This window comes from Paenibacillus sp. sgz302190 (assembly GCF_059820445.1).
The window spans coordinates 255953-268123 of sequence record NZ_JBZYAO010000006.1; the positions used below are offsets into that span (position 1 = coordinate 255953).

10 protein-coding genes are annotated in these 12171 nt (G+C 54.5%); all 10 read left to right on the forward strand.

Annotated features, from left to right (window positions below; all coding sequences use genetic code 11):
• Window positions 1-67 precede the first annotated feature (67 nt).
• Complete coding sequence (locus tag AC6RNO_RS10285) at window positions 68-907, forward strand: ATP-binding cassette domain-containing protein (protein WP_497105385.1); 840 nt, start codon at window positions 68-70, stop codon at window positions 905-907.
• Window positions 840-1604 carry an ABC transporter permease gene (locus AC6RNO_RS10290; RefSeq protein ID WP_474682204.1) on the forward strand — a complete coding sequence of 255 codons (765 nt, stop codon included), beginning with the start codon at window positions 840-842 and terminating at the stop codon, window positions 1602-1604. Before AC6RNO_RS10285 ends, AC6RNO_RS10290 begins: the two co-directional genes overlap by 68 nt.
• Before the next feature lie 15 nt (window positions 1605-1619).
• Window positions 1620-2645 (forward strand): aliphatic sulfonate ABC transporter substrate-binding protein, encoded by a 1026-nt coding sequence (locus AC6RNO_RS10295; RefSeq protein WP_497105386.1) that lies wholly within the window; start codon window positions 1620-1622, stop codon window positions 2643-2645.
• A 643-nt stretch (window positions 2646-3288) separates the two neighbouring features.
• Entirely contained in the window at window positions 3289-4305 is a 1017-nt protein-coding gene (locus tag AC6RNO_RS10300) for a substrate-binding domain-containing protein (RefSeq protein ID WP_497105387.1), read from the forward strand.
• Window positions 4306-4406: 101 nt separating this feature from the next.
• Window positions 4407-5408, forward strand: a complete 1002-nt coding sequence (gene alsB, locus AC6RNO_RS10305; protein WP_497105388.1) for a D-allose transporter substrate-binding protein — start codon at window positions 4407-4409, stop codon at window positions 5406-5408.
• 140 nt (window positions 5409-5548) lie between these two features.
• Window positions 5549-7066, forward strand: a complete 1518-nt coding sequence (locus AC6RNO_RS10310; protein WP_474682209.1) for a sugar ABC transporter ATP-binding protein — start codon at window positions 5549-5551, stop codon at window positions 7064-7066.
• Between the two features lie 18 nt (window positions 7067-7084).
• Entirely contained in the window at window positions 7085-8026 is a 942-nt protein-coding gene (alsC, locus tag AC6RNO_RS10315; RefSeq protein ID WP_474682210.1) for a D-allose ABC transporter permease, read from the forward strand.
• A 28-nt stretch (window positions 8027-8054) separates the two neighbouring features.
• Window positions 8055-8744: a D-allulose 6-phosphate 3-epimerase gene (gene alsE / locus AC6RNO_RS10320; protein WP_488434239.1), complete on the forward strand. Its 690-nt coding sequence runs from the start codon at window positions 8055-8057 to the stop codon at window positions 8742-8744.
• Window positions 8713-9666 carry an allose kinase gene (alsK, locus tag AC6RNO_RS10325; RefSeq protein WP_488434240.1) on the forward strand — a complete coding sequence of 318 codons (954 nt, stop codon included), beginning with the start codon at window positions 8713-8715 and terminating at the stop codon, window positions 9664-9666. Before alsE ends, alsK begins: the two co-directional genes overlap by 32 nt.
• A 44-nt stretch (window positions 9667-9710) precedes the next feature.
• On the forward strand, window positions 9711-11753 hold the full coding sequence (tkt, locus tag AC6RNO_RS10330) for a transketolase (RefSeq protein WP_488434421.1): 2043 nt from the start codon (window positions 9711-9713) through the stop codon (window positions 11751-11753).
• The last annotated feature ends 418 nt before the right edge of the window (window positions 11754-12171 follow it).

Consider the following 12171-nt stretch of genomic DNA (forward strand, 5'->3'; position numbering starts at 1 on the left):
CCTGCTTTTGCGAGCGGATGGCGGCATTGGCTGCAATAACGGGACGACCCGAATGGAGGTGCCAGGTTTGATTGAAATCAAGGAAGTCAGCAAAACTTTCACGCAGCGAATCGGCGGCAGCTACACGGCGCTGGACAATGTGTCCCTGACGATACAAAAGGGAGAGTTCGTTTCCCTGCTCGGGCCGTCCGGCTGCGGCAAATCTACGGTTCTGAACCTGGTCGCGGGCCTGGAGCCTTACAAGCAAGGTACGATCGAGGTGAACGGCAAAAAGGTTACGGGCCCCGGCGCGGACCGCGTCGTCGTCTTTCAGGAGCACGGCCTTTTTCCGTGGCTGACGGTGCTGGACAATGTGGCTTTCGGCCTCAAACAGCGGGGAATCGGCAAAAAGGAGCGCCATGAGCTGGCGATGGAGCAGATCAAGTCCGTGCATCTCAGCCGCTTCGCAGACCGCTACCCGCATGAGCTGTCGGGTGGTATGCGGCAGCGGGCGGCGATTGCCCGGGCGCTGGCGATGGACCCGGAAATTTTGCTGATGGACGAGCCTTTTGCCGCTCTGGACGAGCAGACCCGGCTTATTTTGCATAAGGAACTGGAAGAAATCTGGATGCGTACGCGCAAAACGATTCTCTTCATTACGCATAACATTCGCGAGGCCGTCATTTTGTCGGACCGCGTCGTTGTCATGTCCACCCGTCCGGGCAAAATCAAGAAGGAGTTCGCCGTGAAGGCGGCAAGACCGCGGGACAGCGCGGATTCGGTGCTGCATCATGTGGAGAATTCGATCATGGCTGCGCTGGCGGACGAGCTTGAAAAGGTAGTAAGGGAGGAAACCGGCGATGAGTACAGCATCAAGAAGAACGATTTTTCTGGTACTGCTTCTGATAGCGTGGGAGGCGGGATTTAGAATTTTCGGGTGGGGCTGGAAATTTCCTTCCGTTACGCAGACGCTGCAAGCTTTTTACGACGGCTTTGTGCACGGCGAACTGCTTCAAGCGACTATAGCGAGCATGGTCAGGCTGCTTATTTCTTTTGTGATCGCCACCACGGTTGGCGCAACGCTCGGCTTTTTGTTCGCGCGTTTTCGTCTGCTGGATGATACGATCGGTTTTGTGGTGGTCGCTTTGCAAACGATTCCGAGCATCGCTTGGCTGCCTTTTGCCATTATTTGGTTCGGTCTTAACGAAACCTCGGTTATTTTCATCACGACGCTGGGCGCTACCTGGACCATGGCCTTGTCCAGCCGCACCGGCATCAAAAACATTCCGCCGATCTATTTGCGCGCCGCGCAGACGATGGGGACGGGAAACGGCTTCAGGATGTTCGTGCAAGTCATGATTCCGGCGGCTCTGCCCCATATGATCAATGGACTGCGTACGGCTTGGGCGTTCGCGTGGCGCGCGCTTGTCGCCGGCGAGCTGATTGCCAAGGGCGTCGGGCTCGGCCAGCTTTTGCAGGACGGGCGCAATTTGGGCGATACTTCGCTGATGCTGTGCATCGTCATCATGATCGCGGTGCTTGGCACGGTATCCGACCATTTTTGCTTCAAAAAGCTGGAAGACAAGGTGCTGGAACGGTACGGCCTAGCCGGGTCCAAGTCATAACGGGAGAGCGGCGAGATGAAAAAAATAGCATGGATCATGTCGGTGCTGCTGCTTGTTTCCGCTTTGCTGACGGCTTGCGGGGAGTCCGAGGGTTCCGCAGGGAAGGCCAAGAAAGTGCGGCTTGGCGTGTTCAAAAATGTGACGCACGCCGCCGCGTACATCGCGCTTGAAAAAGGCTACTTCCGCCAAGCCTGGGGCGATGATGTCGAGATCGAAGTTTCCGCTTTCGATAACGGCTCCGACCTTTCCATCGCCATGGCGACCGGAGATATCGATATCGGCTTTGTCGGGCCGGGGCCGGCGACGACGTTTTTTTTGAAAAGCCGGAACTACCGCGTCGTATCGGGCTCGAACAATGGCGGTGCCGTGCTCGTGGCGCGAAACGGTGCGGGAATTAACAGCGTTAAAGATTTAACGGATAAAACGGTCGCCATTCCGTCCAAAGGGAATACGAACGAAATCTCGCTGCGGATGCTGCTTGGCCGGGAAGGCGTGCCCATCGGCAAAGACAAGGGCATGGCGCACCTGATCGTGCGCTCCCCTTCGGATACGCTGATTTCGTTCCGCCAAAAGGAGATCGACGCGACTCTTGTACCCGAACCATGGGGAACGCAGCTGGAAAAGGCGGGGCTCGGCAAAGTGATCGTGGACTGGGACCGCATACCGCCTCACAACGGCGATTATCCGACCGTCATCATGGTGGCGAGCGACAAATTCCTGCAGCAGCAGCGCGATCTGGTGAAGGGCGCGATCAAGGCGAACATGGAGGCGATCGATTTTCTGCGCAGCAACCCTGAGCAGTCGTACGATCTGATCAACAACGAGCTGAAAAAGTACTCCGGCAAAGGGATGGATAAAGCGTTGATCAAAGCTTCGCTTTCCCGGCTGAAGCTGACGACGGATGTGGACGTGAAAGTAATGGAGGAAATGGCGAAAGTGTCGATCGACGCCCGTTACATTAAAGCTGTGAGCAAAGACGAACTCGACTTGAGCCCGTTCGTGGACCTCTCTTTGCTCGAAGAAGTGAAGAGCGGTAAGTAATGCGAAGAGCCCGGTTCCGCCCGCAAGGGAGGAGGGGCTCTTTTCTTTAGCGCGAAATGAGGCTCCCTCGACCGGAGCGGGCTCCAACACAGGAGTCTGGCGGGCGGAGTTACTTTTTGCCACTCACACTGCATCACCAGTGCACCTTCTACTTGGATCATCGGACAGACTCCTGACCGGAAAACCTGCGAAAGTGCAGGCTTTTTCGATGAAAACGGTCCTTTTTTGGGAAAAGCCTGCGAAAGTGCAGGAATTATCCGCCATGAAGGGGGTTAAGCCCTGGATTGAGCGAAAAGCCTGCGGATTTGCAGGAATTTCCCAAGGCAAGCATGCTAAGGCGAAAAAAGATGTATTTTTGCAGGCTTTCTGAGCGTCGCACCCGACTAGACAGAAAAATTTGCTTGTCCAGAAGTCCGGCGGTCGGAGTTACTGTGGATCATCGGACAGACTTCTAGAGCCGCGGATGGGGTTCCTGCACAGTTGGCTGCTAATTTGGTTGCTGCGAAGTGTTCGCCGGTTATTGGCGTTCTGCCAGGAGGTGCTCCGGAAATACTGCTTTACAACGTTAAACGTTTCGGGTATACTCTCAATTGTGGAATCGATTACTCAATTGTGCGGTTCATGAGGATTAAGGAGATAGGTTATGGGTAATATTACAATCAAGGAAATTGCAAGATTATCCGGCGTGTCCAGCGCAACGGTCTCTAGGGTGTTAAACAACAACGGCAGATTTTCGGAAGAGACCAGGAAAAGGGTTATGGACGTTATCGGCAAGTTCGAATACCGTCCCAATATCGTTGCCAAAAGTTTAAGAACCAGCAAGTCCAAGACAATAGGGGTAATCGTCCCGGATATTACGAATGAGTTTTTTGCCAGCATCGTGCTTGCGATCGAAGCGTACTGCCTCTCGCATGATTATTCGGTGTTTATTTGCAACACGAGCGAAGACGCGGAAACGGAGAAAAAGTACATTGCCGACCTGGAAGCCAAAGGTGTAGACGGAATCGTCTACTGGTCGGGGAACGCCGAAATTCCCGTCGAGCTGGTAACAAGCCCGATTCCCGTAGTTTGCATCGACCGGAAGCCGAATTATAAGGCCAGCGGCAAAAGTATTGCCGTGATCGAGTCCGACAACTTCGGAGGCGGCTATCAGGCGACCGTAGAGCTGCTTGAAAAAGGTTGCAGAAAAATTGTGTTTTTAAGAGACGAACGCGATGTTTCCACGATGATCAACCGGTATAACGGATATTTGCATGCGCTTTCCGAATACGGCTGCAATCTGGGCCTGGAATACGTCATCAAGACGAAGGTGGATGTAGACTGCGCCAAGCAGGCGATGTCCGGTTTTATCGCCAAAAACTGCGAATTTGACGGCGTTTTTGCGACGACGGATTGGCTGGCGGTCGGGGCTTTGGTTTCGCTGCAGGAGCACGGGATTCAGGTGCCAAGTGATGTCAAGCTGGTCGGCTTTGACAACATCAGCGTGTCCCAGTACATCTCGCCGTCGATCACAACGGTGAAACAGGATACGCAAAGATTGGGAACGGCAACAGCGGAAAATTTGCTGGATATGATTAATCAGCACGCCGACCGGGGCCATTCTTCCAGCGTTGTAGTCCCTGTAGAAATATTGAGAAGAGCTTCCACCGGGCTTTCATAGTTTTTCAATCGGGTACCCAAGAGAGGAGGTGCTTCTTTTTTGGAGAATGGGTAATCGATTGCTCAACATACATTGCAAACAAAAAACGGGAGGTTTTACTGGTGAACAAAAAAGCGGGTTCTTTTATTTTTGCCATCATCATGATTGTTGCCCTAGTACTGTCGGGCTGCTCCAAGCAAGAGACACAGCCGCAGGGGGCCCAAGCAAGCGCCGATAGCGGTGCCAAGCAAGGAGACAAACCGAAAATTGCGGTTATTTTGAAATCGCTTGCAAATCCGTTCTGGTCCACGATGAAGGCGGGCATCGAAAAAGAAGCGAAAGAAAAAGGGCTTAACATCGACATTTTTGCCGTCGCTTCGGAGGACGATTTGCAAGGACAGGTGAAAATTTTCGAGGACGCGATGAACAAAGGCTATGCCGGTATCGCTGTTGCTCCGCTTTCGCCGGTGAACCTGATTCCGAGCATCGTTCAGGCGAACGAAAAAGGAATTTATGTCGTGAATATCGACGAGCAGGTGGACGTTAAAGAGCTGAAAAACGCCGGAGGGTATGTGTTCGCTTTTGCCACGACGGATAATGTGAAGGTTGGCGAAAAAGGAGCGAAGGCGATCGTCGACAAATTGGGCGCTGCAGGCGGCGAGGTTGCGATTATGGAAGGCAAGGCAGGCAATATTTCCGGCGAAGCAAGAAAAAGCGGCGCTGAAAAGCTGTTTAAATCCACGCCGGGCATCAATTTGGTGACAAGCCAGCCGGCCGACTGGGACCGCACGAAAGCGCTTGACGTAGCAACGAACATGCTGCAAAGATTTCCGAACTTGAAAGCGATTTATGCGGCGAACGACACGATGGCGCTGGGCGCTCTCCAGGCTGTGACGAATGCGGGCAAAGATAGCCAGGTCATCGTAGTAGGCACGGACGGCAATCCGGAGGCGCTCGAATCGGTAAAAGCGGGCAAACTGTACGCTACCGTTGCGCAAGACCCTGCCTTGATCGGCGTAACCTGCGTGCAAAAACTCGTCGGGGTTATTGAAAAGAAAGCGAAAGGCAGCAAGGATATGGAAGCGGAGTTTGTCGCAGTCGATTCCAACTTGATTAAGAAGTAACGAACCGGGGATCCCTGCACGCCAATGAAAGCGCATGATAACGAATCAAGGTGAACGGCGGCGTCCCCGTGTTTAAGCAGGATAAAAGGGCTGCAGCCGGGGGCGTTCTCAGGGACCTTCTCAGCAAAGGAGGAAGTCATTTGGAGTGCCTGGTGGAAATGAATCATATTTCGAAGCATTTTTCCGGGGTCAAAGCGCTGCAAAATGTTTCGTTTCAACTGCTCGCAGGCGAAGTGCACGTGCTGCTGGGTGAGAACGGAGCGGGCAAGTCGACGCTGATGAAAATTTTATCCGGGGTGTATGAGCCTACGGAGGGGAGCATCGTCATTTGCGGCAAAGAGTTCGGCAAATTAACTCCCAAGGAATCGGTCGACCAGGGGATCAGCATTATTTATCAGGAGTTGAGCCTTGTCAACGAGCTGTCCATCGCCGAGAACATTTTTTTGGGCAAGCTGCCGATGATCAAAAAGTTCGGTATTCCGGTCGTCGATTACTACAACATGGAGGCTCTGGCCGAAAAAATGCTGGAAAAGATCGGGCTGAAGCGTTCTCCGAAGGAACTGGTCGAAGCGCTGTCGATCTCTGAAAAACAGCAGGTCGAGATCGTCAAATCGATCGCCGCAAGAGCGAAGGTCATCATTATGGACGAACCGACGTCTTCTTTGACGATGGAAGAGACCAAGAAGCTGTTCGGCATTATCCGCCAGTTGAAAAGCTACGGAGTCGGCATCATTTATATTTCCCACAAGCTGAACGAACTGCTCGAAATCGGCGACCGCGTCAGCGTTTTGAAAGACGGCAAATACGTCGGAACGCGGAACATCAAAGACGTGACCCGGGAAGATCTCGTGACGATGATGGTAGGCCGGGCGGTCAATGAGCGGCATTTGCGTCCGGAGGACAGCGAGCACCGGGGGAAGACGGAAGTTTTGCTCAAAGTCGAAGGGTTGACGAGAAAAGACAAGAAGGTCAAAGATGTCAGCTTCGAGCTGTATAAAGGCGAAATTTTAGGCTTCGCCGGGCTGATCGGTTCCGGAAGAACGGAGCTGATGAACGCTCTTTACGGCGCCGAGCCTGTCCAATCCGGGCGGATCGAGCTGTTCGGCCGGGAAGTGAAGGTGAAAAACCCGTTTCACGCGATCAAGCTCGGCATCGGGCATGTGACCGAAAACCGTAAAGAGACCGGGTTTCTGAAAAATTTTGAAATTTGGAAAAATGTTTCGATTTCCCGGATGCTCAAAGATTCCAAGCTCGGGGGAACTTGGGGGCTCGTGAACCGGAAATGGGAAAAACAAGTGGCCGCCGAGTACAAAGAATCGATCCATATCAAATGCGCCTCCGTCGAACAAAACATTACGGAATTATCCGGCGGCAACCAGCAAAAGGTGCTGATCGGCAAATGGCTGGCGGCGAATTCCAAATTGATTATTTTTGACGAGCCGACCAAAGGAATCGACGTAGGGGCCCGCGGAGAAATATACAAAATTATGCGAAGCCTGGCGGAGCAGGGAATCGGCATTCTTGTCGTGTCTTCGGAGCTGCCTGAACTGCTCTCCGTATGCGACCGGATCATCGTATTCAAGGAAGGTTCCATTAACGGGACATTATCAAATGAAGAGGCTACGGAAGAAAACATCATGCTGGCCGCAACTTCATAGGGCAAGGGGCAAACGATCATGCAGAAATTTAATGTCTTTTGGAGCAAGTACGGCACCTTCGGCATTTTGATTCTGATTGTGCTGATGCTGGGGATTTTGTCTCCGCAATATTTTTTAACGGCAAATAACTTGACGCAAGTCGTGCTGCAAAGCGCGATCACCATTCTGGTCGGCTGCGGCGAATTTTTCACCATTCTCATCGCCGGGATCGACTTGTCCGTCGGTTCCGTGATGGCGCTGACGGGCATGATTACGGCGAAGCTGTTGGTGGCCGGCGTTCCCGTACCGCTTGCGATTTTGCTCGGCGGAATTGTCGTAGGCGCGCTGCTCGGCGGTTTTAACGGATTTTTGGTCAATAAGACGGGCCTGCATCCCTTTATTGTCACGCTGGGTACGATGTCGATCTATCGCGGGATTACGCTGATCATTTCCGACGCGAAGCCGGTATTCGGCTTGCCGCAAACGTTCAAAAGCGGAGTGGCCGGGTGGCTGGGCCCGATCCCGATTCCCGTCATCATCGCGCTTGCGGTAGCTTTGTTCTTCATGTTCGTGACCGATAAAACGAAGCTCGGCCGGAATATTTACGCCTTGGGCGGGAACAGCCAGGCCGCATGGTTTTCGGGCATCAATATCAAGCTGCATACGCTTGTCGTTTTTGTGATATCCGGCATTGCCGCCGGGATTGCGGGGGTTGTCATGACCGGCCGCCTGGGCGCTGCCGAGCCTTTGTCCGGATCAGGGTATGAAACTTTTGCCATCGCAGCCGCAATTATCGGCGGAACGAGCTTTTTCGGCGGGAAAGGCAAGATTATCGGCGTCGTGATGGGCGGTCTCATCATCGGCGTTATCAACAACGGGCTCAACATTCTCAGCGTACCGACCTACTATCAGCAAATTGTGATGGGTTCGCTCATTATTTTGGCTGTTGCGCTGGACAAATTGTTTGGAGTAAAGAGATAAATACCAATCGGATAGGAGTGCTTTGGATATGAGTTACAAATTTTCGCCTTCTCTTATGTGCATGAATTTGATGGACATTAAACATCAGGTCAGCGTGCTGAACCAACGGGCCGACATGGTGCATGTCGATATTATGGACGGCCATTTTGTCAAAAATATTACGCTTTCTCCCTTTTTCATCGAGCAGCTTCGCACGGATTTGACGATCCCGATAGATGTTCACTTGATGGTGGAAAAGCCCGCCGACTTTATTCAGACGATTATCGATGCCGGAGCGGATTACATTACTCCGCACGCGGAAGTAATCAGCAACGACGCTTTTCGCATTATCGATCAAATCAAAAGCGCAGGCCGCAAAGTAGGCGTTGCTCTGAATCCGGCGACGCCGCTTAGCTTCATCAAGGAGTACATCCATCTTTTAGATAAAATTACAATTATGTCCGTCGACCCGGGCTTTGCCGGGCAAAAGTTCATTACCGAAATGCTGGACAAAATCAGGGAAGCCAAACGATTGAAAGCGGAATTCGGCTACAACTACCTGGTCGAAATCGACGGTTCCTGCAACGTCAAAACGTTTAAAACGATTGAGAGCGCCGGAACGGAAGTGTTTATTGTCGGCACGTCCGGGCTGTTCAGTCTGGACTCCGATCTGAATAAGGCTTGGGATATCATGATGTCGCAGTTCCATGAGCAGGTGGGGAGCGGGTCCGGGAAGTGAGGAAGCAGCGATGACAGGCGAGCATAAACCATTTGTGTTAGGTATCGACATCGGAGGGACCCATATCCGGCTTGGGGCTGTGACGCGGGACGGCGAGCTTCATCAATTTGCCATTCAAAGCACGGCGGTATTGACGGATTCCGGGGATCCTATCGGGCAGTTAAAAAGGATCATACATGAATACCTGAAGTCGTGCGACGGCGATTTACTGGCTATTTCCATCGGATTTCCAGGTATTATCAGCAGGGACAAAAAGATCATATTCTCGTCCCCGAACCTTCCGGGATTCAATCAGGCGAATATTGTGGACCCGCTCGCAGCCGAGTTTCAGGTTCGGGTTTTTATCGACAATGACGTGAATTTTTTGCTGCTGCATGAAATCGTGCGGCAAAACTTGCCCAAGTCGGGCGTTATCGTGGGATTTTACATCGGTACGGGATTCGGCAATTCGATTTACGTCAACGGGCTATTTTTGGCCGGGAAAAACGGCGCAGCAGCGGAGCTCGGTCATATCCCCGTCCTCGGCCGCGAGGAGACGTGCATTTGCGGAAATCCCGGCTGCATTGAAATTTACGCATCGGGAGCCCGGCTGCAGGAGATCAAGAAGGAACATTTCCCGGCCAGCGAGCTGCATGATTTGTTCGGGATGCATCTTTCTTCGGATGTGATTCAGCAGTATTTGAACGCTCTGTCCATCCCGATTGCGACGGAAATTAACATTCTCGACCCCGACTTCATTATTATCGGCGGCGGAGTCGTCAATATGGACAATTTTCCGAAGCGGGAACTGGAATCCTACATTTATCTTCATGCGCGCAAGCCTTATCCGGCTAACAATTTGAACATCAGCTACGTGCAGGCGATCCAGACGGCGGGCGTTCTCGGAGCGGCGTATTACGCTTTGCAGGAAATGGGCGATTGACGATCCCGCCCCGCGATTTTTGACTGAGAGGAGTTTCTAAAATGATGAGGGGACAGCAAGATTTCCTGGAGCAAAAAGCGGTTCAAGCCGTTCGCGTTCTGTCGATCGACCAAGTGGAGGCGGCTGATTCGGGCCATCCCGGCCTGCCCATGGGGGCGGCGCCAATGGCGTATGAGCTGTGGACCCGGCACATGAAGCATAACCCCGGCAATCCGGGCTGGTTTGATCGCGACCGCTTTGTTTTATCGGCCGGACACGGTTCCGCGCTGCTGTACAGCTTGCTCCATCTGACCGGGTACGATTTGCCGATCGAGGAGCTCAAGCGGTTCCGCCAATGGGGGAGCAGGACTCCCGGGCATCCCGAATTCGGGCATACGCCCGGCGTAGAGGCGACGACAGGCCCGCTTGGGCAAGGCATCGGCATGGCTGTCGGCATGGCGATGGCCGAGGCGCATTTGGCCGCCGTCTATAACCGCGAAGGCTTTGAAATCGTGAACCACCATACCTACGCGCTCTGTGGTGACGGGGATTTGATGGAGGGTGTTGCCGCCGAGGCGATTTCCATGGCAGGCCATATGAAGCTGGGGAAGCTGATCGTGCTCTACGATTCCAACGATATATGTCTGGACGGCGATTTGAGCAGCGTGTTCAGCGAACATATCGCCGGCCGGTTCGAAGCTTGCCGTTGGCAGTACTTGCGCGTCGAGGACGGCAACGATGTCCGGCAAATCGGCGAAGCGATTCGCCGGGCCAAGGCGGAGTCGGATCGCCCGACGCTCATTGAAGTGCGGACTGTGATCGGCTACGGCAGTCCCAATAAGGCAGGCAAGTCGGCGGCGCACGGATCGCCGCTGGGCAAGGAGGAAATTGCTCTGGCGAAGCAATTTTACGGTTGGGAAGACGAGCCGTTCGCGATTCCGACGGACGTCAGGGAGCATTTTGGCTCCGTCCAAGCCCGCGGGGCGGAGCTTGAGCAGGAATGGGCGGAGAAGCTCGCCGCCTATGAGCGGTCTTACCCCGAGCCGGCCGATCGATTGAGGCAGGCGATTCGGGGAGAGCTGCCGGCCGATTGGGATCGGGAGCTGCCTGTTTTCGCGCCGGAGGCTCCGCCTATGGCGACGAGAGAGGCGTCAGGGCTGGCGCTGAACGCCGCCGCCCGGCATGTATCCGCCCTTATTGGCGGATCGGCGGATTTGGCTTCGTCCAACAACACGATGCTCAAGGGCGAAGCTTCTTTCGGGCCCGGCCGGTACGAAGGCCGCAACGTATGGTTCGGCGTCAGGGAATTTGCGATGGGCACGGCTTTGAACGGTCTGGCGCTTCATGGAGGGGTGCGGCCTTACGGGGGAACTTTCTTTGTGTTCTCCGATTATTTGAAGCCTGGCATGCGCTTGTCGGCGCTGATGAAAGCGCCCGTTATTTTCGTGCTCACGCATGACAGCATCGCGGTCGGCGAAGACGGCCCGACGCATGAGCCGGTCGAACAGCTTGCCGGCCTGCGGGCTATGCCCGGGCTGATCGTCATGCGCCCGGCGGACGCAAACGAGACGACGGAAGCTTACCGGTACGCCTTGAGTCAAAAGGCGGCCCCGGTCGCGATGGTCCTGACCCGGCAAAAGCTGCCGGTGCTGGAAGGTACGGCGACCGGAGCGCGCGAGGGGGTCGCCAGAGGGGCTTACGTCGTCGCCGATCCGGCGAACGGGGCGCACCCGGCCGCCATTTTGCTGGCCACCGGGTCGGAAGTGCAGTTGGCAGTCCGCGCCCAGGCGCAGCTTGCGGACAAAGGCATTCCCGCGCGCGTCGTCAGCATGCCGAGCTGGGAGCTGTTTGAGGAGCAGCCCGAGTCCTATAAGGACGAGGTGCTGCCGCCGGACATCGAGGCGCGCATCGCCGTCGAAATGGCGCACCCGCTAGGCTGGGAGCGCTACACGGGCCGGCGCGGCCGGGTCATCGGCGTCCGCACGTTCGGCGCGTCTGCGCCAGGGGGTACCCTCATGAGCGAGTACGGCTTTACCGTGGACAACATTGTGGGCAACGCACTGGAGCTGCTTGCGAAGCTTGAGACTGCCGAAAAACCCGCCCGCTAATGCATGCAGGGTGCGATCGGCACGTCTAGCAAGCACGACCGGCATCGCGCGCTCGCGCTGAAAAGCAGCAGAAGCACATTAGCAACAAGATATTCCTGCGAAAGTCGGCAATTTCCACGAAAAGATGGGCTTGGACCAAACTCGGACCCATTCTGGCGGAAATGCCTGCACAATCGCAGGTTTTTTCACAAATTGAACCACATTATACGGAAAATGCCTGCACAATCCAGGCTGACCCGGCAACCCACACGCCAGAGTCGGCCGCACAATTCAGGCTGCTACGGTAATCCACACACCAGAGCCGGCCGCACAATTCAGGCTGCAACGGTAATCCACACACCAGAGCCGGCCGCACAATTCAGGCTGCTACGGTAATCCACACACCAGAGCCGGCCGCACAATCCAGGCTGCAACGGTA